Source organism: Saccharothrix sp. BKS2 (assembly GCF_047689505.1).
In the GTDB taxonomy this organism is placed as follows: domain Bacteria; phylum Actinomycetota; class Actinomycetes; order Mycobacteriales; family Pseudonocardiaceae; genus Actinosynnema; species Actinosynnema lopnurensis.
The window spans coordinates 330,699-357,143 of record NZ_JAUQOL010000009.1; the positions used below are offsets into that span (position 1 = coordinate 330,699).

At 74.9% G+C, this 26,445-nt stretch carries 29 protein-coding genes; 10 read left to right on the forward strand and 19 right to left on the reverse strand.

The genetic code is table 11. From position 1 onward, the window contains the following. Window positions 1-166 precede the first annotated feature (166 nt). The 4 genes from Q5530_RS21350 to Q5530_RS21365 form a co-directional block, all read right to left on the reverse strand. Window positions 167-352, reverse strand: coding sequence for a hypothetical protein (locus Q5530_RS21350; RefSeq protein ID WP_415364511.1), 186 nt, complete (start codon window positions 350-352; stop codon window positions 167-169). Window positions 353-428: 76 nt separating this feature from the next. Next, window positions 429-1,724, reverse strand: a complete 1,296-nt coding sequence (locus Q5530_RS21355; RefSeq protein ID WP_415364512.1) for an NAD(P)/FAD-dependent oxidoreductase — start codon at window positions 1,722-1,724, stop codon at window positions 429-431. A gap of 275 nt (window positions 1,725-1,999) precedes the next feature. Beyond that, window positions 2,000-2,407: a hypothetical protein gene (locus Q5530_RS21360; protein ID WP_415364514.1), complete on the reverse strand. Its 408-nt coding sequence runs from the start codon at window positions 2,405-2,407 to the stop codon at window positions 2,000-2,002. Beyond that, complete coding sequence (locus Q5530_RS21365; protein ID WP_415364515.1) at window positions 2,356-3,189, reverse strand: hypothetical protein; 834 nt, start codon at window positions 3,187-3,189, stop codon at window positions 2,356-2,358. Before Q5530_RS21365 ends, Q5530_RS21360 begins: the two co-directional genes overlap by 52 nt. Before the next feature lie 146 nt (window positions 3,190-3,335). On the opposite strand from Q5530_RS21365, the gene Q5530_RS21370 reads away from it, so the two are divergent. Continuing rightward, window positions 3,336-3,908 carry a TetR/AcrR family transcriptional regulator gene (locus Q5530_RS21370; protein WP_415364516.1) on the forward strand — a complete coding sequence of 191 codons (573 nt, stop codon included), beginning with the start codon at window positions 3,336-3,338 and terminating at the stop codon, window positions 3,906-3,908. 87 nt (window positions 3,909-3,995) lie between these two features. Beyond that, window positions 3,996-4,802, forward strand: a complete 807-nt coding sequence (locus Q5530_RS21375; protein WP_415364518.1) for a family 16 glycosylhydrolase — start codon at window positions 3,996-3,998, stop codon at window positions 4,800-4,802. Between the two features lie 94 nt (window positions 4,803-4,896). On the opposite strand, the gene Q5530_RS21380 is transcribed toward Q5530_RS21375, so the two are convergent. The 5 genes from Q5530_RS21380 to Q5530_RS21400 all read right to left on the reverse strand — a co-directional run bounded on the left by Q5530_RS21380 (window position 4,897) and on the right by Q5530_RS21400 (window position 10,195). Further along, window positions 4,897-5,709 (reverse strand): nitroreductase/quinone reductase family protein, encoded by an 813-nt coding sequence (locus tag Q5530_RS21380; protein WP_415364519.1) that lies wholly within the window; start codon window positions 5,707-5,709, stop codon window positions 4,897-4,899. Window positions 5,710-6,156: 447 nt separating this feature from the next. Beyond that, on the reverse strand, window positions 6,157-7,461 hold the full coding sequence (locus Q5530_RS21385; protein WP_415364520.1) for an ABC transporter permease: 1,305 nt from the start codon (window positions 7,459-7,461) through the stop codon (window positions 6,157-6,159). Beyond that, on the reverse strand, window positions 7,458-8,132 hold the full coding sequence (locus tag Q5530_RS21390; RefSeq protein WP_415364522.1) for an ABC transporter ATP-binding protein: 675 nt from the start codon (window positions 8,130-8,132) through the stop codon (window positions 7,458-7,460). The genes Q5530_RS21385 and Q5530_RS21390 overlap by 4 nt, the downstream gene beginning before the upstream one ends. Further along, a complete protein-coding gene (locus Q5530_RS21395) occupies window positions 8,129-9,079 on the reverse strand; it encodes an efflux RND transporter periplasmic adaptor subunit (RefSeq protein ID WP_415364523.1) in 951 nt (316 codons plus the stop codon). The genes Q5530_RS21390 and Q5530_RS21395 overlap by 4 nt, the downstream gene beginning before the upstream one ends. Before the next feature lie 84 nt (window positions 9,080-9,163). Continuing rightward, window positions 9,164-10,195: a GDSL-type esterase/lipase family protein gene (locus Q5530_RS21400; protein WP_415364524.1), complete on the reverse strand. Its 1,032-nt coding sequence runs from the start codon at window positions 10,193-10,195 to the stop codon at window positions 9,164-9,166. Between the two features lie 179 nt (window positions 10,196-10,374). On the opposite strand from Q5530_RS21400, the gene Q5530_RS21405 reads away from it, so the two are divergent. After that, entirely contained in the window at window positions 10,375-12,573 is a 2,199-nt protein-coding gene (locus Q5530_RS21405) for an Ig-like domain-containing protein (RefSeq protein WP_415364526.1), read from the forward strand. 4 nt (window positions 12,574-12,577) lie between these two features. Here Q5530_RS21405 and Q5530_RS21410 read toward each other — a convergent pair whose 3' ends face one another. Beyond that, entirely contained in the window at window positions 12,578-12,997 is a 420-nt protein-coding gene (locus Q5530_RS21410; protein ID WP_415364527.1) for a PPOX class F420-dependent oxidoreductase, read from the reverse strand. A gap of 212 nt (window positions 12,998-13,209) precedes the next feature. Here Q5530_RS21410 and Q5530_RS21415 point away from each other — a divergent pair, with 212 nt between their 5' ends. Both Q5530_RS21415 and Q5530_RS21420 read left to right on the forward strand, forming a co-directional pair. Further along, the gene (locus Q5530_RS21415) at window positions 13,210-13,389 is read left to right on the forward strand and encodes a hypothetical protein (RefSeq protein WP_415364528.1); all 180 of its coding nucleotides are present in this window, start codon (window positions 13,210-13,212) and stop codon (window positions 13,387-13,389) included. Between the two features lie 135 nt (window positions 13,390-13,524). Next, window positions 13,525-14,436 (forward strand): GNAT family N-acetyltransferase, encoded by a 912-nt coding sequence (locus tag Q5530_RS21420; RefSeq protein ID WP_415364530.1) that lies wholly within the window; start codon window positions 13,525-13,527, stop codon window positions 14,434-14,436. Window positions 14,437-14,580: 144 nt separating this feature from the next. On the opposite strand, the gene Q5530_RS21425 is transcribed toward Q5530_RS21420, so the two are convergent. Further along, window positions 14,581-14,919, reverse strand: a complete 339-nt coding sequence (locus Q5530_RS21425) for a DUF6292 family protein (RefSeq protein WP_344035831.1) — start codon at window positions 14,917-14,919, stop codon at window positions 14,581-14,583. A gap of 293 nt (window positions 14,920-15,212) precedes the next feature. Here Q5530_RS21425 and Q5530_RS21430 point away from each other — a divergent pair, with 293 nt between their 5' ends. Both Q5530_RS21430 and Q5530_RS21435 read left to right on the forward strand, forming a co-directional pair. Then, window positions 15,213-15,902, forward strand: coding sequence for an HNH endonuclease family protein (locus Q5530_RS21430; protein WP_415364531.1), 690 nt, complete (start codon window positions 15,213-15,215; stop codon window positions 15,900-15,902). A gap of 93 nt (window positions 15,903-15,995) precedes the next feature. Beyond that, window positions 15,996-16,748 (forward strand): class I SAM-dependent methyltransferase, encoded by a 753-nt coding sequence (locus tag Q5530_RS21435; protein WP_415364533.1) that lies wholly within the window; start codon window positions 15,996-15,998, stop codon window positions 16,746-16,748. A gap of 93 nt (window positions 16,749-16,841) precedes the next feature. Here the strand turns inward: Q5530_RS21435 and Q5530_RS21440 are convergent, their stop codons facing one another. The 4 genes from Q5530_RS21440 to Q5530_RS21455 all read right to left on the reverse strand — a co-directional run bounded on the left by Q5530_RS21440 (window position 16,842) and on the right by Q5530_RS21455 (window position 20,187). Beyond that, window positions 16,842-17,372, reverse strand: coding sequence for a hypothetical protein (locus Q5530_RS21440; RefSeq protein ID WP_415364534.1), 531 nt, complete (start codon window positions 17,370-17,372; stop codon window positions 16,842-16,844). Window positions 17,373-17,442: 70 nt separating this feature from the next. After that, window positions 17,443-18,291, reverse strand: coding sequence for an NAD(P)-dependent oxidoreductase (locus Q5530_RS21445; RefSeq protein ID WP_415364535.1), 849 nt, complete (start codon window positions 18,289-18,291; stop codon window positions 17,443-17,445). A gap of 187 nt (window positions 18,292-18,478) precedes the next feature. After that, window positions 18,479-19,972 (reverse strand): amidase, encoded by a 1,494-nt coding sequence (locus tag Q5530_RS21450; RefSeq protein WP_415364536.1) that lies wholly within the window; start codon window positions 19,970-19,972, stop codon window positions 18,479-18,481. Window positions 19,973-20,004: 32 nt separating this feature from the next. Then, window positions 20,005-20,187, reverse strand: a complete 183-nt coding sequence (locus tag Q5530_RS21455; RefSeq protein ID WP_415364537.1) for a hypothetical protein — start codon at window positions 20,185-20,187, stop codon at window positions 20,005-20,007. A gap of 17 nt (window positions 20,188-20,204) precedes the next feature. Here Q5530_RS21455 and Q5530_RS21460 point away from each other — a divergent pair, with 17 nt between their 5' ends. Both Q5530_RS21460 and Q5530_RS21465 read left to right on the forward strand, forming a co-directional pair. Continuing rightward, complete coding sequence (locus Q5530_RS21460) at window positions 20,205-20,837, forward strand: hypothetical protein (protein WP_380636977.1); 633 nt, start codon at window positions 20,205-20,207, stop codon at window positions 20,835-20,837. A gap of 103 nt (window positions 20,838-20,940) precedes the next feature. Next, window positions 20,941-21,891 carry a hypothetical protein gene (locus Q5530_RS21465; RefSeq protein ID WP_415364538.1) on the forward strand — a complete coding sequence of 317 codons (951 nt, stop codon included), beginning with the start codon at window positions 20,941-20,943 and terminating at the stop codon, window positions 21,889-21,891. A gap of 127 nt (window positions 21,892-22,018) precedes the next feature. Here the strand turns inward: Q5530_RS21465 and Q5530_RS21470 are convergent, their stop codons facing one another. Next, a complete protein-coding gene (locus Q5530_RS21470; RefSeq protein WP_415364540.1) occupies window positions 22,019-22,870 on the reverse strand; it encodes an ABC transporter permease in 852 nt (283 codons plus the stop codon). Further along, the gene (locus Q5530_RS21475; RefSeq protein WP_415364583.1) at window positions 22,867-23,694 is read right to left on the reverse strand and encodes an ABC transporter ATP-binding protein; all 828 of its coding nucleotides are present in this window, start codon (window positions 23,692-23,694) and stop codon (window positions 22,867-22,869) included. The genes Q5530_RS21470 and Q5530_RS21475 overlap by 4 nt, the downstream gene beginning before the upstream one ends. Before the next feature lie 152 nt (window positions 23,695-23,846). Between Q5530_RS21475 and Q5530_RS21480 the strand changes: the two genes are divergently transcribed. Then, complete coding sequence (locus tag Q5530_RS21480; protein ID WP_415364542.1) at window positions 23,847-24,563, forward strand: MerR family transcriptional regulator; 717 nt, start codon at window positions 23,847-23,849, stop codon at window positions 24,561-24,563. A gap of 77 nt (window positions 24,564-24,640) precedes the next feature. Here the strand turns inward: Q5530_RS21480 and Q5530_RS21485 are convergent, their stop codons facing one another. Both Q5530_RS21485 and Q5530_RS21490 read right to left on the reverse strand, forming a co-directional pair. Continuing rightward, complete coding sequence (locus Q5530_RS21485; RefSeq protein WP_415364543.1) at window positions 24,641-25,291, reverse strand: response regulator; 651 nt, start codon at window positions 25,289-25,291, stop codon at window positions 24,641-24,643. Continuing rightward, the gene (locus tag Q5530_RS21490; protein ID WP_415364545.1) at window positions 25,288-26,436 is read right to left on the reverse strand and encodes a sensor histidine kinase; all 1,149 of its coding nucleotides are present in this window, start codon (window positions 26,434-26,436) and stop codon (window positions 25,288-25,290) included. The genes Q5530_RS21485 and Q5530_RS21490 overlap by 4 nt, the downstream gene beginning before the upstream one ends. Between the last annotated feature and the right edge of the window lie 9 nt (window positions 26,437-26,445).

Below are 26,445 nucleotides of genomic sequence, written 5' to 3' on the forward strand. Positions count from 1 at the left end.
CGGTCGAACAACAAACCCACAGGTGACCTGGGTAGACCATACCACCCGACCAGGCCGTTCTGCCCCGCCGGAATGCGGCTATCTACCCCCGAAGGGATTACTTCCCTAATCCGAACGAGTGCATTCTGCGATGACCCAGAGTTGTCGAACAGTGCTCACCTTCGCCTCATCCGGCGAGCAGCGACACCTGTCCCCCTGATGTGCGGCCGACCACGGGCACCGGCGACGGCGGCCGCCTTGCACGATCGTGCGCGGCGACCACCCCGGGCAGGTGATCGCCGGGCACGGAGCCGGTCACGCCGAACCGCAGCGCCACGCCGAACCGCAGCGCCACGCCGGCCCGGAGCGGCACGGACACCGGGTGCGGCCACGCCGGTCGGGCACCGGCGCCCGACCGGCGGGCGCGGCACGCCGCACCGGTCGCGCGGTCAGGCCCGGCGGGAACGGCCCACCGCGACCCGCGCCGCCACGTCCGGCCGGAACAGGGCCGTCGGCGGGTCGAGCAGGCCGGTGACCCGGATGAACATCCGCGCCACCCGGGGGTCGTGGGCCGCCGCGCGCTGCACCCGGGCGACGTACCGGTTGAGCAGCCGGGTGGACGGCGACCGGTGGCCGGCCACCTGCGGCAGCGCCAGGTCGCCGAGCGCGTTGAGCAGCCACACCGGGTCGACGATGCGGGCCGCCGCGCGGAAGAACCGGCCCGCCAGGTCGCCCTCGCCCGCGCGCAGGCAGCGGCGCAGCGCCTCGGCCTCCAGCGCGGCGACCGTCATGCCCTGGCCGTAGATCGGGTTGAAGCTGCACAGCGCGTCGCCGAACACCAGCAGCCCCGGCGGGAACTCGCGCAACCGCTCGTAGCGCCGGCGCAGGCTGGTCGGGAAGCGGTGCAGCAGCGGTTCGGTCAGCGGGGACGCGGACTCGATCGCCCGGAACACCGAGGGCGGCGCGGCGCGGCGCACGAACTCCAGGTGGCCCCGCTCGTCGACGGGCGGGTGGACGCCGCCGACGCCGACCGCGGTGAGCATCCACCGGTCGCCGCCGTGCTTGGCCAGCGCGAACCCGGTCGGCCTCGCGGGCGCCGGGCCGACCAGCACCAGGTGGTCCGGGAACGGCTCGGTCAGCCGGACCAGCCGGCTGACGTAGGCGGCGTCCACCTCGATCCGCTCCTCGACCGGCGTGGGGTGGCCGAGCGCCCCCAACCACGTCGCCGCCCGACCGCCGCGGCCCGTGGCGTCCACCACGAGGTCGGCGGCCAGCACCCGCTCCACCCCGTCGCGCACGACCCGCGCCCCGGTGACCCGCCCCCGCTCGGACACCAGCCCGACCGCCTCGCACCCGGTCCGGACCTCCACGCCGGGCAGGTCGGCCACGCGTTCGCGGACGGCGCGCTCCAGCACCGGCCTGGGCACCTGCACGGCCGGCACTCCGACGTCCGCGCGGGCGAACTCGTGGCCGCCCAGCACGAGGTGGGCGCCCGCGAAGTCCGCGCGCGGCGAGCCCTCCTCGACGAGCCGTTCGGAGAGGCCGGGGAACATGGCGTCGACGGCCTGGACGCCACGTGGCAGGAGGGTGTGGAAGTGCCTGCCCTGCGGCACCCCGCGCCGGTGGTCCGGGCCCGGCGGGAGCGCGTCCCGGTCGAGCACCACCACCTCGTCGTGCAGTCCGGCCAACGCCCGCGCGGCCAGCAGGCCGCCCATGCTCGCACCCAGCACCACAGCAGTCGACATGCCTCGACCCTGGCACGGGTGGGGCGCGTGGTGAAGCCCGTTCCGCGGCGGCCTGCGCCACCCGCTGGAGGAAGTGCGGGACCGTTCGGTGTCATCGCCCGTTCGGTCCCACCGGCGGTTCGGCGTGATCGGCCGTTCGGCGTCGGCGGTGTCGGCGGTGGTGTTGGCGGTGTTGGTGTTGGCGGGGATGGTGTTGGCGGGGATGGTGTTGGCGGGGATGGCGTCGTCGATGGTTCGGCGTGATCGGGGATCGCGTCGGCGTCGGGCGCGCGGCGCTACCGGATGGTCGAGCCGCGCACCACCGGGTTCGCCGCGCCGAGGAAGAAGATCCCCCGGTAGCCCGGCGTCTCGAAGCCCGCGCTGGGGTTGCGGCGCAGGGTGGAGCCCTCGACGCTCATCGTGCCCGTGCGGTCGTTGCTGACGAAGAACACCGCGCCGCCGCCCTCGTTGGCCCGGTTGTCCTCCACCACGCTCCCGGCGATGCGGAGGTCGAACGCGTTGCCGTCGGCGTGGATCGCGCCGCCGCTGCCGCCGCCCGGGGTGCCGGCCCGCGCGGGGTTCGCGCCGCGCCCCACCGCGGAGTTGCCGCGCAGCACGCTGTTCAGCACCACCCAGGACACGCCGATGCTGCTCAGCGCCCCGCCGTTGGCGCAGGTGCCGCCGTCGAAGGTGCTGTCGACCACGAAGACCGGCCCGCCCCGGTGCTGACCGAGCACCCGCAGCGCGCCGCCGCCGAGGTCGGGACCGTGCTCGTCGCACCTGTGCGCAGGAACGTGGAGTTGACGACCTTGACCCGCCCGCCGCGCACGAACACCGCGCCACCGCCACCGCCCTCGGTGTCGTCGCCGGTCGAGTCGCCGTCGACGAGGGTGAGGTTCTGCACGGTCAGCCGGGGGTGGTCCTGGTCCTGGCAGTGCGAGGTGGTGATGCCCTGGGCCCGGTCGCAGGTGTTCTGGTAGAGGATGCGCCGCCGGCCGCCGCCGCTGAGCGTCACCAGTCCCCCGCCGTCGAGGACGGTCTCGCGGCCGGAGTCGTTGCGCACCTTCGCGGTCTCGGTCATCGCGATGGTCACCGGGTCCGGGCCGCAGTCGAACGTGATCACGCCGCCGGCCGCGACCGCCGCGACCACGGCCTGCGAGGTGCAGCCCACGGGCGTGCCGGCGCCGATCACCGTGGTCGGCGAGGAGGTGTCGACGGCGGCGGCCCCCGCCGGCACGGGCACGCCGCCGGCCGGGTTGCCCGCCCTGGTCGGGGAGGGCCGGGCGGGCGGGGGTTCCGTGGTGGTCGTGGCGGTGGTCGTCGTGGCGGTGGTCGGGCCGGGAGGAGGAGTGGTGGTGCGCGGTCCGGTGGTGGGGTCGGGCAACGAGGCCAACGGGGGCAGCGGGGTGCCCGCCTCGGGCGCGCCGCAGCTGGAACCCCCCGCCAGCAGGACCACCAGGACCGCGACCACCGAGCCACGCGACATGCCGGGGACCCTAGCCCTCCGCACCGGCACCGAGCCCGGTTTCGCCTCCAAGCCCGACACCGACCCCGGTTACCGCTCTCGCCCCGGCATCAACCCCGACACCGCCCCCGGTTGACAGCGGAATGTGTGAGTGGTTGATTACACCTGTGCCGGAACCCACGCGTGAACGTCGACTCTCCACCGCCGATGAACGCCGCGACACCGTGCTGCGGACCGCGCTCGGCGCGTTCGCGGCACGCGGCTACTACGGCACGACCACCGGTGAGGTCGCCAAGTCCGCCGGGATCTCGCAGGCTTACGTCTACCGGCTGTTCCCGGACAAGGAGACCCTGTTCGTCGCGGTGGTCGAGCACTGCTTCGCGCGGATCCGGGAGAGCCTGGCCGACGGGGTGGCCGGGACCGGGGGCAGCACGCCCGAGGCGGTCCTCTCCGCGATGGGCGAAGCCTACGCGCGGCTGATCGCCGAGGAGCGGCCGCTGCTGTCGGTCCAGATGCACGCCCAGTGCGCGGCGCTGTCCGAGCCGGCCGTGCGCGAGGTGGTGCAGCGCGGGTACGCCCGCGCGACCGAGTACGTGCGGGGCGTGTCCGGGGCGGACGAGGCGCGGGTGCAGGAGTTCTTCGCCAGGGGCATGTTGTGCCACCTGGTGGTGGCGTCCGCGGCGGACGAGGTGGACGCGCCCTGGGCGCGGACGCTGTCCGCCGGGATCCGCCACCACTGAGCCCGCCGGCCGTTGACGCGGGCCCGGGTCGGTCCTACGTTCGGGGAACGCCGCCTCGTCAACGTCGTCGAGGGAAGGCACATCGTCGTGGCACTCAGTCGACGCGGTTTCCTGGTGGGCAGCGGGGCCGGCCTGGGGCTCGGGCTCGGGCCCGTCGCCTCCGCCCGGACCGGGGCGGCCGCCTGGGAAACGGTCATCAGCGGCTCGTTCGCGAACTACGGCACGTTCGAATCGGTCTGGAACTACCGCTACCCGTGGGGATCGGACCACAACGGGTCGGCGCGCATGTACGCCAGTGCGTCGGACCACAACCACGTGTACCTGGAGGGGTCCACGCTGGTGCTCAAGGCCACGCGCATCACCTGGGACGAGGGCACCAGCTCGGCCGACCCGCACCTGCCGATCCGGTACCACTCGGGCGCGGTCCACGCCAAGCAGCACGTGCTGGTCTCCGACCAGTTCCCGAACTGGGAGGTCCGGGGCGAGTTCCAGGCGCCGTCGGCGCGCGGCACCTGGCCCGCGTTCTGGCTGACCGGGGTGAACTCGTGGCCGCCGGAGAGCGACATCCTGGAGTACAAGGGTGACGCGCGGAACTGGTTCAACACCTACCGGAACGCGAGCGGGGGCTGGTCGAACACCATCCGCCCGGTGTCGAACCCCGGTTCCTGGCACGAGTACCGGGCGTGGATCGCGAAGGTGAGCCCCACCGACGTGGACATCCACTACTACCTGGACGGCACCTGGGTGGGGCAGCACCGGGGCGCCGCCTTCGTCGGCAAACCCCTGTGGGTCGTCATCAACCTCCAGATGGAGGGGTCGTCGGGAGGCTCCGGCCCCACCTCCGACACCCTCTACCGCGCCCGCAACCTCTACGTGGGCCGCACCCGCTCCTGACCCGCGAGTCGTACGCCCAGACCGGGCGAGTCGTACGTCCAGGACCCCCGAGTTCACCGTTCGCGCGCCACCGGCGGAGCGGGTGCGGACGTCGTCAGGCGTCGAGGAACGGGATCAGCTGCTCCTCCTCGTAGGTCAGGTGCGCTTCGAGGTCGGTGATCAGCCGGTCGACGTCGGCGCGGAGGGTGACCGGGTCGTCGCGGTCCAGGGTCCGCCGGAGCTCGGCCAGCAGGCCGGCGATGTGCTCGTGCTCCCCGCGCAGGCGGTCCAGGGTGGGGCCGAGTTCCGGGAACCTGGTCTCCAGCCCCGGGAACGTGCCGGTGTCCTCGGCGGTGTGGTGGAAGCTCAGGCCCTGGCACGCGGTCAGGCAGTTGACCTTGAGCTGGGCGCCGAGGGTGGTGCCGGAGGCGGCCACCTCGCTCCGGATCGTCCGGAGTTCACGGCGGAAGGCGTCGTGGACCAGCTTCAGCGCCGCGCCCCAGCTGGACGCGTTGGGCGGACCGCCGGCGACCTGTTCCAGGGCCACCACGGGGATCTGCCGGGTGGTCTTGGCCTGGTACTCGGCCCAGCCGGGATCGGCCTCCACCGCGCGGGCCCACACCGCGTCCCGCTCGGCCCCGGCGAGGACGACCGCCTTGGCGTCGTAGGTGAAGACCCCGTCCTCGACCTGGACGACCGGGTTCGCCCTGAGGTTGTGGAACCAGGCGGGGTGGCGCGGGGAGCCGCCGGCCGAGGCGATGACCAGGATGCGGTCCCCGTCCGGCAGGTAGCCGACGGGGGTGGTGTGGCGGTCGCCCGTCCGGGCGCCCGTGGTGGTCAGCAGGACGAGCCTGCCGCCCTCGAACGGGCCGCCCACGCGGCCGTTGTTGGCGCGGAACTCCTCGATCACCTGCCGGTTGAAATCCATGCGTCGTGCTCCTCTGCTCGGAAATGGCCCGTTTTTGGGCATGGCGGTGCCACCACGGCATTGTTCGGCCGTGTTCGGGCAGCGCTTTGTGGTTGAAGTCGCGAAATGCCTCAGGCGAACGGGAACGGTTCGCGCGGGTGTCGGCGCGACAGGCCGCGCCGGGGCGGTCGTGCGCGCGGGTGCGCCGGTGAACGCCCTGGAGGTGGGTGCGTCGCGCGGACGTGCGCCGATGGCCGCCGCGGCGAGGCGGCAGCGGGGGACGTCACGTGGCGAAGTGCGCGGAAACCCGGTGGCGCGGCGGACCTCGGGCCCGCCCGGCGGTCACGCCGAGGCCGGGGAACTCTCTCGTGCTTGGCTCAAGGCCGACCCGGCAGTCACGGGCGCGAGCTTATCGGGAATCGCGCACAGCGGCAATGTTCCCGCGAACGCGGTGGGAAAAGCGGTGGTTCAGGCCCGCATGACGGTGGCGATCGGGATCCTGGCCGCGCGCAGGGCGGGGACCAGGCCGCCGAGGACACCGGCCACCAGGCCCGCGATGACGCCCGCCACGCCCGCCTGCCACGGGAACCCCACCTCCGCCAGCGCCGGGAAGCGGGAGCCGAACAGGGTGCCCGCCACCCGGAGCGCCAGGGCGGCGGCGCCGATGGCCAGCGCGGCGGTCAGCAGGCCCGTCAGGAGGGTCTCCGCCAGGACTATGCCCGCCAGGAGCAGGCGGGGTGTGCCCACGGCCCGGCGGAGCGCGAACTCCTCCACCCGCTCCCCCACCGTCGCCAGGCCCACGTTGAGGATGCCCGCGACGCCGATCAGCAGCACCAGCGCGGCCAGGCCCAGGAAGATCCAGCGCATCAGCGACAGCTGGGTGGACATGCGCTCCAGGGTCTGCACCGTGGTGGCGGAGATGGCCTCCTCCCGGGTGCCGGACGCGAGGAGCCTGGCCCTGAGGGTGTGCTCGACCTCCGCGCCCGCCGGGGAGATGAGGACCTGGAGGCCCGCACCCCGCCGGGGGTCCCCCAGGCCGGACACCGGGAGCCAGTTGAGCAGCTCGTCGGCGCGGACGTAGGCGGTGGGGCGGTAGCCGCCGTCGTCCACCACGCCGACGAACCGCGGGGTGGGGTTGTGGGTGGCGCCGTCCAGGCGCATCTCCGCCGGGACCCGGTGGCGGGTGAACGCCCTGGCCGCGTGCTCGTTGAGGACCAGCCCCGGCGACAGGGACGGGTCGCCGGTGAAGTCCAGCCACCGGCCCCCGGTGGGCCGGAAGGGGCGGAAGGCGCGGATGTCACCCGTCAGCCCGACCAGCTCCAGCTCGACGGCCTGCCCCGGCGGCACGTCGGCGTTCCCGTCGTCCAGGGGGCGGCAACCGGTGGCGTCACAGGTCATCGCGGGGCCGTAGGCGGGTTCGTCGACGGGGCCGCCGCCCTCGTTGACGGGCTTCACGCCCGGTTCGCCGATGATCGCGCGGGTCGTGGTCACGGCCACCGCGTCGGTGCGGCCGCGCAGGACTTCGAGGGCCACCGGGACGGTCCGCCCCTCCGGCGACAGGTACACCTGGCGCGTGCCGTCCCTGCCCTGCTGGAGCTCCACGTCCTCCAGCACGGCCCGGTTGGCGATCACCGAACCCGCCTGCACCGCCACCACCGCCAGCACGCCCATGAACAGGCTGATCATGGACAGGAACGTGCGCAGCTTGCGGGCCCTGATGCCCTGGCCGCCGATGACGAGGGACGACCGGAGCCGGCCGGAGAACCCGATCACGTCAGCACGCCCCCGGTCAGCCGGAGGGTCCGGTCCATCTTGGCCGCGTGGTCCCGGTCGTGGGTGACCAGCACCAGGGCGCAGCCCCGCTCGGTGGTCTGGCGCAGCACCTCCACCACGAGGTTGCCGGTCTCGGTGTCCAGGGCGCCGGTGGGCTCGTCGGCCAGGACGACGCGCGGTTCCCGGACGAGGGCGCGGGCGATGGCCACGCGCTGCTGCTCGCCGCCGGAGAGCCGGGGCGGCTTGTGCGCGGCCAGGTGCGCGATGCCGACGCGGTCGAGCGCGGCCAGCACCTTCGCCCGGCGCTTGCGGCGGGGCAGCCAGCCCTGGCCGTTGACCAGGGCCATGGCCACGTTCTGCGCGGCGGTGAGGTGCTTGAGCAGGAAGAAGCGCTGGAACACGAAGCCGAACTCGGCGCTGCGCAGCGCGGCGGCCCGGCGTTCGGGCAGGCGGGTGATGTCCTGCTCCCCCAGCAGGTACCGGCCGCCGTCCGGGCGGTCGAACAGGCCGATGAGGCTGAGCAGGGTGCTCTTGCCCGATCCCGAGCGGCCGAGGATGGCGACGCTGTCGCCGACGTGCACGGTGAGGTCCACGCCGGCCAGGATGGTGCGCGGCTCCTCCTGGCCCTTGAGGGTCTTGGTGATGCCGTCGAGGGTGAGCAGCGCGGTCACCGGTCGGCCGCCGGGGGGAGGTCGGGTCCGGGCACGGCCAGGGTCTCGTCGCCGGCGAGGCCCGACCTGATCTCGACCACCCGGCCGTCGGTGAGGCCGAGTTCGACGTCCCGGGTCTGCTTGGCGCCGTCGGGGCCCACCACGTCGACCTTGCCCCGGCCCTGGCCGCCGGCGACCGCCTCGATCGGCACGACGAGCGCGTCCAGCGCGGTCGCGGTGACCAGTTCGAGGGTGGCGGTGGCGCCGTTGATCAGCCGCACGTCGGCGGGCGCGGTGCAGACCAGGCGCAGGCCCGTGGGTTCCGAGGAGGAGGCGGGCGGGGCGTCGTCCGGCGGCGGCGGGACGTCGGCGGGGTCCGGGACGTCGCGCGGCGGCGGGGCGGGGACGGTGCCGGGCGGCAGCGCGGCGATGGTGCCCAGGAGCGCGCAGGCGAACGGGCCGGGGCCGTTCTTGATCTGCGCCTGCACGGTGCCCCGCGCGGCGTCGGCGATCCGGTACGCCTGCTCGCCGTCGATGTCGGCGACGATGCCGTAGCCGGCGTGCCTGGCCGACGCGATGGGCATGCCCGCGGTGACGGTGGCGCGGTCGTCGACCAGGCGCCCGCCGAACGTCGCGCCGGCGGGCACGTCCACGTTGTTGGGCCTGCCCTGGTCCCACACCGTGGCGAAGCGGGTCGGCCTGGTCGGCGTGCCGGTGGTCTCCGGGACGACGAGGTAGCGCACCTGGCCCGCGACCGGCGAGGCGATGCCGAACACCGGGTTCATGGTGACCGTGCCGGTCAGGCTCACCTTGTTCGTCAGGTCCTGCCGGGTCGGCTCGGCCGTGGTCCGCACGGTGCCGCGCGGGGCCAGGTCCGGGTCGAGCGGCTCGGGTCCGGTCGAGGTGCACGCGGCCGCGGCGAGCGCCACCGCGGCCAGCCCGCACGCGCGGACGAAGGCGTTGTCCAACACCGGTCCCCCCAAAGCCGATCCCCTGTCCGGTCGCGCCAACCTACCGGTATGACGCCCGTGGGGGTGGGGAGGTTGCCCGGCCTACTGCACGGCGTGCAGCCTGCCGTCCGCGCCCTCCAGGCAGCGCGCGCTGCCCGCGCCGCTGGTGACGAACTCGGTGATGCAGTTGCCCAGCTGCTCGTGCGCGGCGGCGTTGGGGTGGAACGACTGCTGCGCCAGGTGCAGGCCGATGGCGTCGAGCCCGCCGTTGATCAGGGCGTACGGGTCGACGGTGAGCCTGCGCTGCCACTCGCCGCTGGTGGTGGCGCCCTTGCTGCACCCCTCGCGGTTCTCCGTGGCCCGGGAGAAGTCCAGGAACTTCACGCCGGCGCGGGAGGCCGCGCCGCGCAGCGCCTCGCTGAGCTGCGGCACGGCCACGGTGCGGCCGTAGCCGGCGTCGGCCAGCCGCAGCGGGCAGCCCTGCGGGCCGTGCAGGATGCGGTCCATCCGCTCCGTCACCGGGGAGGCGTAGGAGGTGAGGACCAGGTCGTACTGGCCGTTGGCGTAGCCCGCGGTGCTCATGGCGGCGCGGACGTCGCGCAGCGCGGTCTCCACCTTCGGCGCCATCGCGGCGAGCCGGCCGGGCCACTCGCGTTCGAGCTCGGTGCGGCAGGCGGGGCCGAACGGGTTGGCCCACGCGACCACGCAGTCGACCATGGTGTCGGCGAAGCGCGGGTCGTCGTTCGCGCCGACCTGGACCACGACGGTGGTCACCCGGTACTGGCGGGCGATGTCGATCAGCCGCCGGGCCTGCGAGCCCTCGGTGTAGTGCACGGTGTCGGCCAGCGAGACGTTCGCAGAGTCGGCGCCCGAGCAGGCCAGGTTGACCGTCCGGTCGGCCAGCCGCGTGCGGTGCACCATGGCGACGGTCGAGCGGTGGCACCAGTTGCCGTTCTCGCCCTCGGTGCCGTCCTCGTAGGAGCCGGCGCCCTCGCCGGACATGGCGCTGTCGCCGAGCGAGACGACGGCGGTCGGCCGGTCGTCGACCGCGCCCGCGGTGAGGGGGACGGTGACCAGCGCACCGCCGGCCAGGACGAGGGCGCCGGTGACGGCGGCCCAGAGCTTCCTCGACACGACGGACCTCCACGGGGCGATTCGGTCAACCGACCGTAAGCGGTCGCTCACGGGGTGACAACAGGCCGTTCGGTGGGACGTGCCGGCGGTTCGGCAGTCCGCAGGGGTGGGCCGCCCTTCGGCGGTCGCCGCGGTCCGGGGCTTTGCGACGCTGGGCTCCCGTCGTCGAGGGAGGCCGTATGCGCGCGCTTCTGGTGGCACTGGTGGTGCTCGGCGCCCAGGCGGTGGGGGTGGCCCACGCCGCGGTCTTCACCGCCCGGGTCAACTTCTCCGACCAGGCGACCACCCCGCCCGCGGGGTACGCGCGGGACTTCGGCGAGGCGTACGGGCCGCGGGGCAACGGCCAGACCTACGGCTGGGTGGCGCCGGGCACGACCACGCCGCTGTCGCTGGTCGGCAACGGGCGCAACCGCGGTGGCGGCGGCGACGTGCGGTTGGCGACCCTGGTGCACGCCCAGCTGCCCCCGTCGTCGCCGGGGGTGGCCACGCCGGGCAGCTGGGAGATCGCCGTGCCCGCCGGTTCCTACCGCGTGACGGTGTCGGTCGGCGACGCGGGCACCGCCGTGGACAGCGCGCACTGGCTCAACGTCGAGGACCAGAACGCGGTGGCGGCGTTCAAGCCGACCTCGGCGGTGAAGCACGCGTCGGCGACGCGGGTGGTCGTGGTGACCGACGGGCGGCTGACGCTGTCGCCGCGCGGCGGCGCCAACACGAAGGTGAACCACGTCGACGTGGACGGGCTGCCGGACGGCTCGCCGTCGGTGCGCGCGGCGACGCCGGCGAACCTGGCCACCGGGGTGCCGCCGACCTCCAGCGTGGTGGCGGACCTGCGGTTGCCGGCGGGCGCGGTGGACCCGGCGACGCTGTCCTCCGCCACGGTGCGGCTGACCCGGGTGTCGGACGGGACCGCGGTGCCCGCGAACGTGATCACCAGCGGGGGCGGCGACGTGGTCAACGTGTCGCCGCTCGCGCCGCTGGCCGCCTCGACGGCCTACCGGTTCGAGGTGACCGACGGGGTGCGGGACGTGGCGGGCACCGCGTTCCAGCCGTTCTCCTCGGTGTTCACCACCGGCACCCCGGCGAGCGCCGGGCCGGTCGCGTTCGAGCAGGTCTTCGGGGTGGCCGGCGGCGCGCCGTTCACCAGCGTGGCGTTCGGGCCGGACGGCAGGCTGTACGCGGCGACGTTCACCGGGCAGGTCAGGCGCTACCCGGTCAACGCCGACGGGACGCTGGGCACCGCGACGGTGATCGACACCGTGCGGGAGCACGCGGTCGCGGCGGGGTTGCCGGGCGCGCCGAACCGGACCGTGATCGGGCTGGCGTTCGACCCGGCGTCGACGCCGTCCGCGCCGGTGCTGTGGGTGACCGACAACTTCGGCGGCACGTCCAACGCGCCCGACTGGTCGGGCAAGGTGGCCCGGTTGAGCGGACCGGACCTGGCCACCTACACCGAGGTCGTCACCGACCTGCCGCGGTCGGTCAAGGACCACGAGACGAACTCGCTGGCGTTCGGGCCGGACGGCGCGCTGTACCTGACGCAGGGCTCGATGAACGCCATGGGCGCGGCGGACCCGACGTGGGGCAACCGGTCCGAGCACCTGCTGAGCGCGGCGGTGCTGAAGCTGCACCCGTCGCGGCTGCCGGCGGCGCTGCCGGTGAACGTGCGCACCGAGGCCGGTGGCTCCTACGACCCCTACGCGGCCGACGCGCCGTTGACGATCCACGCCACGGGCGTCCGCAACGCCTACGACCTGGCGTGGCACCGCAACGGCCACCTGTACGTGCCCACGAACGGCTCGGCTGCCGGCGGCAACGCGCCCGCCACGCCGTCGCCGCTGCCCGCGTCGTGCGCGTCGCGGGCGGACGGGCCCTACACCGCGCCCGCGGTGCCGGCGGTGCCGAACAACGCGCAGGCCGAGACCGACTACGTGTTCGACGTGAAGCCCGGCAGGTACTACGGCCACCCGGCCCCGGTGCGCTGCGAGTGGGTGCTCGCGGGCGGCAACCCGACGTCCGCGGCGGACCCGTTCCAGGTGAACGCCTACCCGGTGGGAACGCAGCCGGACCGCAACTTCGACCTGGCGGGCACCTACGACGCGGGGCTGCACGCCTCGGCGAACGGGGCGCTGGAGTACCGGGGCGGTGCGTTCGGCGGCCGGCTGGACGGGAGGCTGCTGGTGGTGCGCTACTCGTCCGGGCAGGACATCCAGTTCTTCGACGTGGCCGCGAGCGGCGCGCTGTCGAACCGGACCACCGGCGCCACCGGGATGACCGGGTTCAACCAGCCGCTGGACCTCGCGCAGAGCCCGACCACCGGGTTCCTGTACGTGACGGAGCTGGGCGCGAGCCGGATCACGCTGCTGCGGCCGGCGGCGTGAGGCTTCAGGGTGCGGCGTGCTCGGCCCTGCGGGTCGGGTACCAGGCGTCGCCCGCCGGTTCGCCCGCCATGTTCCAGCTCCAGGACGTGACGGGCGTGATCCGGACGTAGGTGCCGGGGCCGATCATGCCGACGCGGTCGAAGGGCTGCTCGGCGCGGCCGTAGACGCGGACGCCGCGGGCGATGAGCGGGTGGGCGGAGACCATGTCGTCGAAGACGAGCGCGACCTTGTCGTGGCCCGCCGCCACGTTCCGGTACTTCCGGGTGCGCGGGAACGACCCGCCCGGTCCGCCGACCCAGAAGTAGGCGCCGTCGAACTCGCAGGCGACGGGCACCACGTCGGGCTGGCCGCCGTCGGCGACGGTGGCGAGCCGGGCGAGGGGGCGGGCGCGGAGGTAGGCGAGTTCGGCCTCGGTGAACGACACCGGTCACTCCTGTCGGGTCGGGGGTGGACGAGGGTAGCGCCCACCACCCGGACGGAGCAGCCGAATTTCCCGGAGTTAATGACGCTTTCACTCTGTTGCAGCAGCGTAACGAGCATATTTGCCCTGTCGAAAGGGTATCCGAGTCTCCCCCGCCCGGTTCGACCGAGGAGCGCGACGATGGGCACCTCAACCACCCTGTCCAGGAGGTCGTGATGGCACACGTGGGAGACCTGATCGACGTCCGCAGCGGAGACGAGTTCTACCAACCCACTCCTTTCGGCCTGGTGTACCCGACCTGCACGGCGGACGGCGCGGCGCCGCCCAGCCAGCGCGGGCGGACCTGGGAGCACCTGACCGCTTCCGGCCGCGAGCTCCGGCCGGCGGGCGGGTGAAGCCCGGCGCATACCCACCGACGGGGTCGTAGGCAGCAGCCTACGACCCCTTTTTCGTTGTGGGGCGCGGAAAATCGCGCGACCGGGGTGGTCGGCCGGCGTACGGTGGCGGTTTCGGGGGAACCGGGGACGACGGTGATCGACGTGGTGGGGTTCGACCCGCGCGGGGCGGACGAGGCGGACCTGGCGGGCCATTACCGGGTGACGCGGGCGGCGCACCTGGTGGACGAGCCGGGGCGGCCCGCGCCGTCCTGCGGGGACGAGGTGGACCGGCTGCGCGAGCCGTTCCCCGGGCTGGGTCCGGCCGGGCACTGGATCGCGCGGGACGGGGACGGGATCGTGGCCCACGGCTACGCCCGCTTCCCCGAGGGGGACAACGGGCACCTGGCGATCGCCACGGTGGTCGTGCACCCGGAGCACCGCCGGCGCGGCGTGGGCACGGCGGTGCTGCGCGAGACCGTGCCGCAGCTGCGGGCCGAGGGCCGCGCGGTGGTGGAGGACTGGCGGCTCGCCGACGGGAGCGCGGGCGCGGAGTGGGCGCGGGGCCTGGGTTTCCGGGTGGTGCGCTCGGTCGCGGTGCAGGAGCTGGTGGTCCCGGAGGCCGATCGGGGGCGGTGGGCCGAGGAGCTGCCGGCGGGGTACCGGGTGGTCCGCTGGACCGGCGCGGCACCCGATGACGTGGTGGCCTCCTACGCCGCCGCGCGGGCCGCGATCCACGACGCGCCGACCGGCACGACGGTGTTCAGGCCTCCGGAGTGGACGGTCGGGCGGGTGCGCGCGACCGAGGCCGAGATGCTCGGGCAGGGCGTCGAGCAGCGGGGCGACACGGCCGTACTGGCGGCGCACCGGGGTCGCGGGCTCGGGTTGGCGCTCAAGGGCGTGATGGCTGGTGGCCGAGCACCCGGACCTGGAGCGCATGAGCACGGTCACGGAGGCCGACAACGAGCCCATCTGCGGGTCAACGAGGCGTTCGGGCTGCGCACCACGGCGGTGGAACTGGTGGTGGCGCAGGAGGTGGAGGCCCTGGCGGCCCGGCTCGGCGGTTAGCCGGGCATCGCCTGTGTGACTGGTTGCCGGTGTAGCTGCTCGCCGGTCGGCGGCGGCCGGGATGTGCGCTCGGCCGGCGGCGGCCGAGTCGCTCCTCAACCGGCGGCTGCTGGGCCCTCCCCGGTCGACGGCTGCCGACCGCGGTCAGCTGGCCGCCAGCATCCCGTCGTCGACCACCAGGTCGAGACCCTCGACCCAGCGGGCCACGGCGGCGGGCTCCGGCCGCACCGGGCCGCGCAACCTGGCCAGCACGAACGGCGGCTCGGAGCTGTCGCTCTCCACCGCGACCGCCCAGCCCCGCTCCGCGTCCCACAGCAGGGCCACGTCGCGGTCGGGGAAGCCCGGCAGCCTGCCGTCCAGGGCCAGGTAGGCGGTGTCCTCCTGCACGTAGGAGGACTCGCCGGTGAGCCCCAGCGCACGGGTCACCCGCAGCGCATATGCCCGCAGAGCACGGATCGCGTTCTCGTCGAACTCCCAGTCCATCGCGCACCCCCGAACAACCGGTGGATCGCGCCGTCCTCACGGCGCGATCCGGGGTAGCCCGAAAGAGTGGGTGCGAAACATCGGTGTTTCGTATCACTTGCTCAAGGCGTGACCGGGTCGGGGACGTGGTGGAGGCGGGTTCCGGTCACCTGACCGGGACGCGGGTCGGGTGACCCCGTTCGGACGCCGCGGTGACCGCCGAGCGCGGGTACCGCTTGCTACTCGCGGGCCGGCGGCGTTTTCCGCGGCGCGACCGAGGGTAAGGGGGGCTCACCCGACCCTGCGGAGGACCCATGTTCCGGCGGACCGCGGCCGCGCTGGCCGCCCTGCTGTTGACGGTGACCGGGTGTGACGCGGTGGGCGGTCTGCCCGACGTCGCGCCCGGCGGCGGCGCCACCGTGGACCGGGTGCCGCAGGGGACCCCGGACGCGCCGACCGCGCGGAACCTGCTGGCGGGGCTGCCGCTGGCCGAGCCCGGCCGGATGGAGGGCTACGCCCGCGACTGCGACGACGGCGCCGGGTGCGTGTTCGGGCGGCCTTGGGTCGACACCGACGGTGACGGGTGCGACCAGCGCAGCCAGGTGCTGGCCCGCGACCTGACCGACGTGCGGCGCAAGGAGGGCCGGTGCGGGGTCGAGTCCGGGACGCTGCTCGACCCGTACACCGGGGAGACCGCGACCGGCGTGTCGAAGATCCAGATCGACCACGTGGTGCCGCTGGCGGAGATGTGGCGCAGCGGCGCGGCGGGGTGGCCGCAGGACCGGCGCGTGGCGGCGGCCAACGACCTGCGCAACCTGATCGCGGTGGCCGGGCGGGTCAACCAGTCGAAGGGCGACCAGACGCCCGACGAGTGGATGCCGCCGAACGCGGCGTACGCGTGCCAGTACGGCCGGGTGTACGTGGGGGTCAAGGCGGAGTACGGGTTGAGCGTGACCTCCGCCGAGCGGGCCGCGCTGGAGCGGGCGCTGGCCTCCTGCGGTTAGCACTCAGCCGTTGTCCGTGATCGGCAACCGACGGCAAGCAGCCGCCATCGGTCACGGATCACGAACAACGGCTGGAGCACTAGCGTTACCCCGGTGGACCGATCGGAGATCTTCGACATCGCGCACCTGCGCCATCCCATCGCGGCGCCGGTCGCGCCCGACCGGTTGCGCGAGCTGGTCGGGTGGTTGAGCCCCGCTGCCGGCGCCCGCGCGGTCGACCTCGGCTGCGGTGAGGGCGAGTGGTTGCAGCAGGTGCTGCTGGACCACCCCGCGACGACAGGCGTCGGGATCGACCACGCGCTGCCGGCCTCGGCCGCCCGGCGCACCGGTGAGCGCGGGCTGACGGACCGGGTGCGGTGGATCGAGACCGACGCCGCCACCTGGAACGACGGGCTCTTCGACGTGGTGCTCTGCGTCGGCGCCCGGCACGCCTTCGGCGGGTTGGAGGACATGCTGGTCGCCGTCCGGCGGCACCTGCGCCCCGGCGGTCAGGCGCTGATCGGCGAGATGATCTGGGAAGGGCCCCCGTCTGAGGCGGCGCTGGCCGCGCTCGGACTCCCGGCCGACTCCGTCCCCGACCTCGCCGGCCTGGTGCGGGCCTTCCACCGGCACGGCCTCGAACCGTCCTTCGGCCATGTCAGCACGCTGACCGAATGGGACGACTACGAGTTCGGCTGGACCGGCTCGCTCGTCGACTGGGCCGTGCGGTCGGCCCCGACCGTCGAGGACCGCAACCAGGCGCTCACCGCCGCCCGTGAGCACCGTGACACCTGGCTCGGCGGCCTGCGGCGTGAGCTCGGGTTCGCCACCTTCGTCCTGCACGACGTCGCGCCCGGACCGGTCTGAGGGGCCATCGGCTGCTGATCACGAACCGCGGCTGGAGCATCAGGCCGCCGGCTCCTCGTCGTCGGGGTCGCCCCAGGGTCGCTCGGTGTCGCCTCAGGGCCGCGGGGTCCGCACGGCGATCGCGGCCACGTCGTCCAGGTACTCGGCGGTGAACCCGCCCGCCACGGTCTCCGTCTCGGCCACCACGACGGTCGTGCCGTCGAGGGTGTCCGAGTCGTAGTGGTGGGCGGTGAACGGGACGTCCGGCATCAGCAGCAGCGAGCCGGGCAGCGGGGCGATGTCGCCCGTGCCGTGGACGTCCTCGACGCGCTTGAACTCGCGGGCCGCGTCGGCGTCGCCGAACTCGACCCACGCGACCGAGACCACGATGGTGCCGCCCCGGTCGTCGGTGAGGGTGAACAGGGCGCGGTCGAGCGCGACGCAGGGCGTGGCCGTCAGCAGCTGCTGGACCTGGCCGAACGAGTGGGGGACGCACTCGTTGTCCGCGCGCTCCGCCCGGTCCACGACGCGCAGCCCGGAGTCGCGCCAGATCTCGTCCGGGTCCGCGGGCGCGGCCAACCCGCCCGCTCCCGCCGCGACGGCGCCCGCCAGCACGGCCGCCGTGACCACACCACCCGTTCCCACCGCGCCGCCTCCTCCAGCTCCCCTCACCCGCAGGTACCCGGTTCGACGGCGATTCCCACCACCACCCCGGTCAGCCGCCGAACGCGCGCACCACGGCGGCCATGTCCGCGGGCTCGCCGTCGTCGGCGGCGCGGTAGTGGTCGAGCAGGACGCGCATGAGCCGGTCGTCGGTGCCCGAGGCTCCCATGGCGGCCACGATCAGCGCGCTGTCCTTGGCCGCGCCGTCGACGCCGAAGGACGGCGTGAAGTCGCCGTCGATCATGGCGCGGCCCTTGGCCTGGGCGTAGGCGCTGTCCACCGGGCCACCCGCGATGGTCTTCAGGAACGTCGCCGGGTCCAGCCCCAGCCCGCGCGCGAGCGCCACCGACTGGGCGGTGGCGGCGGTGATCGACAGGACCCAGGCGTTGGCCACGAGCTTGAGCCGCTGGCCGTCACCGGGCCGCTCGCCCGCCCACACGGTGCGGGCGGCGATGGCGGCGAACACCGGTTCGGCCTTGGCACGCAGCGGTGGCGGGGCGGCGGCGAGCACGGTCAGCGTGCCCTGCTCGGCCGGTTGGCGGGTGCCGAGGACCGGCGCGTCCACGAAGCCGACGCCGTGCCCGGCCGCGAGCCGGGCCAGCCGCTCGCCGCCGTCGAGGCCGACGGTCGCGCACTGCACCCAGGTGGCGCCCCGCCGGGCCGACGGCAGCGCGACGGCCATCACCTCGGCGGTCACGTCGGCGTCGAAGAGCATCGTGACCACGACGTCGGCGCCCTCCACCGCCGCGGCCGGGTCCTCGGCCACCCGCGCCCCGGCCTCGGCGAGCGGCCGGGACTTGTCCGCGCTGCGGTTCCACACGACCACGTCCAGCCCGGCGCGCAGGAGGCTGCGCGCCATGCCGGCGCCCATCAGACCGGTTCCCAGCACTGCTACGACCATGGGGACAAGATCCCACCGGGGTCGGGGTGGCGCACCTGGAGGGGTGGTCCTGCGGGGGGACGGCCTCCGGGGGTCTCCCGCGAGGCCACCGGCCGAACGCCCGGCAGGGGTCCCCGGCCAGGGGACCCCTGCTTTTATCTTGCCGGCGGGGTACGACAATTTCCGGCGGTCACGACCACCCCGGCGGTCACGGCAGCGTGGGCAGGTAGGTCGGGGCCCGTCGCGCCGGGGCCGCCCGCTCGAAGGCCGCCGCCAGCCGCAGGACCTCGGCGTCCGCGCCGTGGCCCGCCATGAAGGACACGCCGATCGGCAGGGGGCCGGCGAACCCGGCCGGGACCGTGGCGTTCGGGTAGCCCGAGACCGCCGCGGGCGTGGAGGAGCCCAGCTCGAAGGCGTCGCCGGTGGCGTGGTCGGTCTTCCAGGCGGGGCCGTTGGTCGGGGCCATGATCGCGTCCAGGCGGTGCGCGGCCAGCACCTCGTCGATCGAGCGGCGCGCCAGCTCGGTGGCGGTGCGGCGCTGCTCGCGGTAGGTCGGGTCGGTGATCGGGGGCGCCCCCTGCGCCTGGTGGAACAGCTCCTGGCCGAAGCGGCTCAGCTCGACCGGGTCGGCCTCGTTGAACGCGATCAGCGCGCCCAGGGTCTTCGGCACACCCGGCCGGGTCCTCAGGTACTCCTCCAGGTCGTGCTTGAACTCGGTGATCAGCGCCGGGAACTCCGCCGCGTCGATCCGGTCCTGGTGGGGCAGGTCGACCTCGACGACCACCGCGCCCTGCCGCCGCAGCACGTCCACCGCCGACCGCACCACCCGGTCCGCCTCGGCGTTGACCCCGCTCTTGCGCCACACGCCGACGCGGGCACCGCGCAGCGCGCCGGGGGTGAGCTCGCGGGCGTAGTCGGCGCCGCGACCCTCCAGGGCCGACATCAGGACGGCGGCGTCCACGACGTGCCGGGCCATGGGGCCCGCGGTGTCCTGCCGGGCCGAGATCGGCACGACGCCGTCACCGCTGACCTTGCCCAGGGTCGGCTTGAGGCCCACGACGCCGTTCTGGCCCGCCGGGCACACGATCGAACCGTCGGTCTCGGTGCCCACCGCGACCTGCGCCAGCGACGCCGCCACGGCCGCGCCCGAACCCGACGACGAGCCGCACGGGTTGCGGTCCAGCACGTGCGGGTTGTGGGTCTGCCCGCCCACGCCCGACCAGCCGGACGTGGAGCGCGTGGAGCGGAAGTTCGCCCACTCCGACAGGTTGGTCTTGCCCAGCACCACGGCCCCGGCCGCGCGCAGGCGCTTGACCAGCTCCGCGTCGTCGCGCGGCGGGACGCGCAGCGCCCGGGAGCCGGCGGTGGCGCCGGTGCGGGTGTCGATGTTGTCCTTGAGCAGCACCGGGATGCCGTCCATCAGCCCGCGCGCCTGGCCCCGGGCGCGCCGGCGGTCGCTCTCGGCCGCCTCGCGCAACGCCGCCGGGTTCACCGCGACCACCGACCGGACCTTCCGGTCCACGGTGTCGATGCGCCGCAGGTAGGCGCGGGTCAGGTCGACGGCGGTCAGGGTGCCCGCGTCCATCCGGCGGACCAGCTGCGGGATCGTGGCCGCGTCCAGGTCGAGGGCCGGGCGCGGGTCGGCGAGGGCGGGTGGTGCGGCGACGAGCACGCACAGCAGCGCCGCGAGCAGGGATCGCATGAGGCCCAGCCCAGACCCGCGGGCCGGACCGGTCAACCCCCCGATGGTCGCTGCTCGGGGATTTCCGGGGCGGTGCCGGCGAGCCGGGTGTGCAGGCGCTCGCGGATCTCCTCGGGCGTGTAGGCACGGCGCTTGCGCTCCGCGCGGGCGATCACCGCGCCGGTCGCCGCGACACCCGCGACACCGGCCAGGCCGAGGAGCTTCCACCACCGCATCTGCCTAGGCTACCGGGATGGCGGGAACGAAGATCGGTCTGGACGAGGCGGTGGAGCTCACCCGCACCGGCGACGTGTGGCTGTTCCGCGGCAGCTCCGTCGCCGACCGCGCGATCCGGGTGACGACCAACAGCCCCGTGAACCACGTGGGCATGACGGTGGCGGTCGAGGACCTGCCGCCGCTGATGTGGCACGCCGAGCTGGGGCGTTCGCTGCCCGACGTGTGGACCGGCACCCACCACCGCGGCGTGCAGCTGCACGACCTGCGCGAGGCGGTGCTGGTGTGGGCGCGCAGGTACGGGCAGCGGGCGTGGCTGCGCCAGCTGGACGTGCCGACGACCGCGGCGCAGGACGACGCCGTGCTCAGGACCGTCGCGCGGCTCAACGGCACGCCGTTCCCCTCCACGGCCCGGCTGGCGTCGCGGTGGCTGCGCGGTCGCCTGCCGAACCTGCGGCGGAAGGTCGACTCGACCCTGGAGACCGCCTACTGCGCCGAGGTGGTGGCCGTCACCTACGAGGCGATGGGCCTGCTGCCGGCCGGGAGGCGGGCGAACTGGTACGACCCGGGGCGGTTCTGGAGCGGTGACGAGCTGGAGCTGCTGGACGGCGCGCGGCTGGGCGAGGAGATCGCGGTGGAGATCCCGGACTGACCGGCCCCCGATCCGCGACCGGTCCGGGACGGATCGGCGACCGGTCGGGGCGATGCGGGGAAACCGTGGGTGCGGGACCGGCCGCCGCCCTACCATCCGAGCGGTGAGCTGGCGTTGGGGTGTGGCGTTGGTGGCGGTCCTGCTGGCGGGGTGCGCGGCGCGGGCCGACGTGCCCGAGGAGCCGGCGCCGACCGGCCTGCTCGGCGCGCTGGCGGGGGTGCGGGCCGCCGACGGCGCGGCCGAGTTCGTCGAGTACGGGGACGTGGCGGCCGTGCGCGCGCTCGTGGCCCGGGACCCGGAGCGCTTCCGCGGCCTGGAGGGCTACGGGTACTCCCCCCTCGCCGCGGTGGGCGGCGGGTTGGCGGACGTGGTCGGCTTCGACCCGGCGCGGGCCACGTCGGCGCTGCGCGTGGGCCGGTCGGCGTGGGCCGCGGTGGTGCGGGCGGAGGTCGACGTCGCCGCGGTGGAGGCGCGGCTCACCGCCCTCGGCGGGCGGCGCGACGGGAGTGGCACCTGGACCACCGCGGCCGACGACGAGGTCTCCCCGGACGGCCCGTTGGCGCGGGTGGGCGTGGTGACCGGGTTCCAGCGGGTGCGCGTGGCGGCGGGCTCGGTGGTCCACGCCACCGGCGGGGAGGCGCTGGGGTGGGTCACCGCGCCCGGTGACCGGACGCTGGCCGCGGACCCGATGATCGGCGAGCTGGCCCGCTGCCTGGGCGAGGTGCCGGTGGCGCTGGTCGCCAAGCCGAAGACCGGCCTGCCGGTGGCGGTGGGCGTGCGGGCGTCGCCCACCGCCACCGGCGAGGCGACCGAGGTGGTGTGCGTGCCCGACGAGAACCCGAAGGCCCTCGCCGGGCGCGTCCGGGACAACCTGGGTGCCGGCGCGGCCACCGGTGGCGAGCCGTGGTCGACCGCGCTGCCCGGCGCGCTGGTCGAGCAGCCCGCCGACCAGAGCGGCGTGGTGCGGGTGCTCGTGCCCGCCGGGCCGGGGACGCGGGCCGGCCGGGTGCTCCTGGCGTGGCAGCGCGGTGACCTGCCGGCGTTGTTCTCCTGAGGTCGGCCCCGGTCACCAGGTCCGGATCGTCAGGCGGGGACGGTCGGGTCCGGACCGTCGGCACGGGCGGTCAGGTCCGGACCGGTCAGGCACGGGCGGTCGGCTCCGGACCGTCTGCCGGGGACGGTCAGGCCGGGCGTCGGGCGACCTGCTCCCGGCGGGACTCCACCGACGAGCCGGACTCCCGCCGCGCCATCCGGCGCAGCACCACGAGCGCGAGCGCGAACCCCACGACCGCCCACGCGCCCAGCGCGACCACCGTCTCCGGGTGCCGCCACGAACCGCCGACCTCGGCGGCCGCCAGCGCGTCCGGGAGCAGCGCCGACCGCAGGCCCAGGCCCAGCCAGTAGACCGGGAACGCCTGGCCCACCCACTGCACCCAGCCGGGCAGCGCGGTGATCGGGTAGAACACGCCCGACACCGCCACCAGGACCATGATCAGCAGGGTGACGAAGCTCAGCGACTGCGTGCCGCCGAACACCGCGCCCAGCACCGCGCCGAGCGGCAGCGTGGCCAGCAGCCCCAGCAGCAGCACCCAGGCCAGCGCCACCCACGTCCACACCCGGCCGGGCGCCAGGCCGTCGAACAGCAGCACCGCCGGCACCAGCACGATCGCCAGCACCGCCACCGTCGTCGCGGCCCTGCCCAGCACCTTGCCCAGGACGTAGGCGAACAGGCCGTTCGGCGTGGCCTTGGCGCGCAGCAGCGTGCCGTCCTCCCGGTCCATCAGCAGCGCCATGGCCACCCCCAGGAGCCCGGTGAACACGACGTTCATCCCGAGGACGCCGGGAACCGCCTGCGCGCCCAGCGGGAAGTCCACCCCCGGCACCGGGCTGTCCCCGATCACCAGCATCACCACCAGCGCGACCGCGGGCAGCCACAGCCAGCCGATCAGCTCGCCGGCGTTGGTCATGGTCTGGGTGAACTCGATCCGCCCCCGCCGCAGGCCCGCGCGCACGGCCACCACCCGGGCGTTCACGCGCCCACCGGCTCGGACTCGCGCACCAGCGCCAGGTACACGTCCTCCAGGCTCGCCCGGCGCACCTCCAGGTCGTCGACCGCCCGGCCGTGCTCGGCGAACAGCTCGCGCACGTAGTCGGTGGAGTCGGCCACGGAGAGCACGTGCTCCTCGCCGTGCAGCCGGTAGCGCACCTCGGCCTCGCCCGCGATGCGCGCGGCCAGCTCCGCCGCGGTGCCGTCGGCGACCACCCGGCCCGCCACCAGGACCACGATCCGGTCGGCCAGCTTCTCCGCCTCGGCCAGGTCGTGCGTGGTGAGCAGGACCGCGGTGCCCTGGAGCCGCCCCAGCAGCTCGTGGAACCCGCGGCGCGCCTCGGGGTCGAACCCGACCGTCGGCTCGTCCAGGAACAGCAGGTCCGGGCGACCGACCAGGCCGACCGCCACGTCCAGCCGACGCCGCTGGCCGCCGGACAGGGTGGCGACCCGGCTGCGCGCGTGGTCGGTCAGCCCGACGAGCGCCAGCAGCTCGTCCGCGCCCAGCACGTCCGCGCGGTAGGGCTCGTAGAGCATCCCCAGGTAGGACAACAGCTCCCGCACCCGCCACCGCCCGTGGTCGCGCCAGGACTGGAGCACCACGCCCAGCCGCGCCCGCCACGCCTCGTCCCCCCGGTCCGGGTCGACGCCCAGCACGCGCACCTCGCCCGCCGACCGCTTCCGGAAGCCCTCCAGGACCTCGATCGTCGTCGTCTTGCCCGCCCCGTTCGGGCCGAGCAGCGCCACCACCTCCCCCTCGGCGACCGTCAGGTCGACCCCGTTCACCACGTCCCGCGACCCGTAGCGCATGCGCAGGCCGCGCGTTTCCACGACAGGGCGTTCGCCCCGGTCATCGGCAACTGTCACACCTTCAACCGTATCGTTGAAGTACTCTGTTGAGACTTGGGAAGAAGCCGGTGGGACCCACCGGTGGCTTTCTCGTCGGAACCCTCAAATCGTCGTTGAAGGAGGCTCCGCTGCGCCCGGTGGACCTCGCCCGCGCGGCGGGCATCTCGACCCAGCAGGTCCGCAACCACCTCGCCGCGGGCGTGCTGCCCCCGGCCGAGCGCTCCCCCGCGGGCTACCGGGTGTTCGACCGGCGGCACCGCGAGGCGCTGCTGACCTACCGCCTGCTCGGCCGCGGTTACGGCTGGGCCGCGGCCGGGACCATCATGCGCGCGGTGCACGCGGGTGACGAGGTGTCGGCCCTGGCGGCGGTCGACGCGGCGCACGCGGCGGCGCACGAGCGACGCGGAGCGCTCAAGGCGACCGCCGAGGCGCTGGCGGCCGTGGCCGGGCGGCCGCCGGACACCGTGCCCAGGGCCGGTCTGCGCGTGGGTGAGCTGGCCGCGAGGCTGGGCGTGCGGTCGTCGGCGCTGCGCGTGTGGGAGGCGGCGGGTCTGCTCGCCCCGGACCGCACCACGGACGGGCACCGCGTCTACGGGACGGCGGACGTGCGCGACGCGCGACTGGTGGCGATGCTGCGCCAGGCGCGCTACCCGCTGCCGCGCATCAAGCCGATCATGGACCAGTTCCGGGAGGCCGGGAGCACCGAGGCGCTGCGGGCCGCCATCGCGGACCGGGAAGCGCAGTTGGCCGCCCACGCGGCGGTCATGCTCGAAGCGGCGGCGGCGCTGCACGGCTACCTCGTCGGAGGAGGACGGCCCGGGGTCGGATGAGGCCGGTCAGGGTGGGGTGCGGGCCTCGCCGGGCGGATGCCCGGGGGTGGGTGTCGGGTGGGGTGCCGGGCGGCTTCTCACCTGGTGAGGCCGGCCTCGTGGGCGAGGATCGCCGCCTGCGTGCGGTTCCCCACCTCCAGGGTCTGGAGGATCGCGCTCACGTGCGCCTTGACCGTCCCCTCCGACAGGGTCAGGCGACGGGCGATGGCCTGGTTGGGCAAGCCCTCCCCGAGCAGCGCCAGCACCTCCCGCTCCCTGGCGGTCAACGCGCTGACGCGCGAGCGGGCGGCGTCGGGGCGGGACAGCCGGTCTCCGCGCAGCTCGGCCACCAGCCGCTGGGCGATCCTCGGCGACAGGTAGGCCGCGCCCTCGGCCACCGCCCGCACGCCGATGATCAACTCGCGCGGGTCGGCGGCCTTGAGCAGGAACCCGTTCGCCCCGTCACCCAGCGCCCGGACCACGAACTCGTCCTCGTCGAACGTCGTCAGCACGGCCACCGCGACCCCCGGCACGGCGCGGCGCAGCTCGGGGAGGGCGGCGAGGCCGTCCAGGCGCGGCATCCGGATGTCGAGCAGCACGACGTCCGGCCGGTGGCGGCGGGCCAGGTCGACGGCCTCGTGACCGTCACCCGCCTCGGCCACGACCTCGATCTCGGGGTCCGTGCCCAGGATGGCCCGCACCCCGGCTCGGACCACCGCCTCGTCGTCGACCAGCAGGACTCGGATCACCTGGCGCTCCCCACGCCGGGCTCCGTGACACCCGGCTCCGCGACACCCCGCTCGGCGACACCAGACTCCGCGACACCCGGCTCGACAACACCGGGCCCTGCAACCCCCGGCTCCACAACAACCGGCCCCTCGACACCCCGCTCGGCAACACCCCGCCCCTCGACACCCCGCTCGGCGGTGGCGTCGACCGGCAGGCGGGCGGTGACGGTGAACCGGTCACCCGCTGCGCCGGCGCGCACCGTGCCGCCCAGCAACCGCACGCGCTCGGCAAGTTCCGCCAACCCGCTGCCGTCCACCCGGTCCGCCCGGTCGGGGTTGTCCGGTTGCGCAGGGCCCAGCGGGTTCACGACGGTCACCACCACCTCGGCCCCCTCACGCGTGGTCCGCACGTCCACCGGCGCGCCCGGCGCGTGCCGGGCCGCGTTGGTCAGCGCCTCCCGGACCACCCGGTGCACCGCCCGGTCCACGAGCGCGGGCAGCGGACCCGGTGAGCCGGTCAGGGTGACCCGGAGCCCCGCGCGCCGGGCCCGCGACACCAGGTCCGCCACGTCCTCGTCCGGGGGTTCCACCGGGGTCGCGCCCTCGCGCAGCACGCCGACCGCGTGGCGGAGCCGGTCGGTGGCGGTGACCGCCGCCCGGCGCAGTTCGGCGGCCGACTCCCGGCCGCGCCCGGTGTCGGCGGTCAGCTCCAGGGCGCCCGCGCGCAGGGCGATCAGCGCCAGTTCGTGGCCGAGAGAGTCGTGCACGTCCGCGGCGATGCGACCGCGTTCCCGCAGCCTCGCCCGCTCGGCCACCCACTCCCGTTCGCGCTCCAGCTGGGCGATCCGCTGCCGTCCCGCCTCGACCAGCTCGACCTGCTGCCGCCGGAACAGCCCGGCCAGCCTCGGCAGCACCACGAACAGGCCCAGGCACGCCAGCGCGCCGAAGCCCTCCCAGAACCGCACCGCCGCGATCCCCGCGCCGACCACGCCCACGGCCGCGAGCACCGCTCCCCCGTACCTCACCGGCAGGTGCCGCCCGTGGAGGTGGGCGAGGACCGCCAGGACCACGAACAGCAACTGCCGCCACACCGGCAGCGCGTCCGTCGCCAGACCGTTGACCAGGCACGCGGTCGCGAGCACCGCCAGCGCCACGCCGTTCCTCATCCGGCCTCC

Excerpts from the sequence above, each read along its gene's own strand:
- Q5530_RS21405 (WP_415364526.1), top strand. The coding sequence starts at position 10,375 with ATGCGCGCGCTTCTGGTGGCACTGGTGGTGCTCGGCGCCCAGGCGGTG.
- Q5530_RS21380 (WP_415364519.1), bottom strand. The coding sequence starts at position 5,709 with ATGGATTTCAACCGGCAGGTGATCGAGGAGTTCCGCGCCAACAACGGC.
- Q5530_RS21450 (WP_415364536.1), bottom strand. The coding sequence starts at position 19,972 with ATGCGATCCCTGCTCGCGGCGCTGCTGTGCGTGCTCGTCGCCGCACCA.
- Q5530_RS21425 (WP_344035831.1), bottom strand. The coding sequence starts at position 14,919 with ATGGACTGGGAGTTCGACGAGAACGCGATCCGTGCTCTGCGGGCATAT.
- Q5530_RS21490 (WP_415364545.1), bottom strand. The coding sequence starts at position 26,436 with ATGAGGAACGGCGTGGCGCTGGCGGTGCTCGCGACCGCGTGCCTGGTC.
- Q5530_RS21415 (WP_415364528.1), top strand. The coding sequence starts at position 13,210 with ATGGCACACGTGGGAGACCTGATCGACGTCCGCAGCGGAGACGAGTTC.
- Q5530_RS21475 (WP_415364583.1), bottom strand. The coding sequence starts at position 23,694 with ATGCGCTACGGGTCGCGGGACGTGGTGAACGGGGTCGACCTGACGGTC.
- Q5530_RS21430 (WP_415364531.1), top strand. The coding sequence starts at position 15,213 with ATGTTCCGGCGGACCGCGGCCGCGCTGGCCGCCCTGCTGTTGACGGTG.
- Q5530_RS21355 (WP_415364512.1), bottom strand. The coding sequence starts at position 1,724 with ATGTCGACTGCTGTGGTGCTGGGTGCGAGCATGGGCGGCCTGCTGGCC.
- Q5530_RS21365 (WP_415364515.1), bottom strand. The coding sequence starts at position 3,189 with ATGTCGCGTGGCTCGGTGGTCGCGGTCCTGGTGGTCCTGCTGGCGGGG.
- Q5530_RS21460 (WP_380636977.1), top strand. The coding sequence starts at position 20,205 with ATGGCGGGAACGAAGATCGGTCTGGACGAGGCGGTGGAGCTCACCCGC.
- Q5530_RS21445 (WP_415364535.1), bottom strand. The coding sequence starts at position 18,291 with ATGGTCGTAGCAGTGCTGGGAACCGGTCTGATGGGCGCCGGCATGGCG.
- Q5530_RS21455 (WP_415364537.1), bottom strand. The coding sequence starts at position 20,187 with ATGCGGTGGTGGAAGCTCCTCGGCCTGGCCGGTGTCGCGGGTGTCGCG.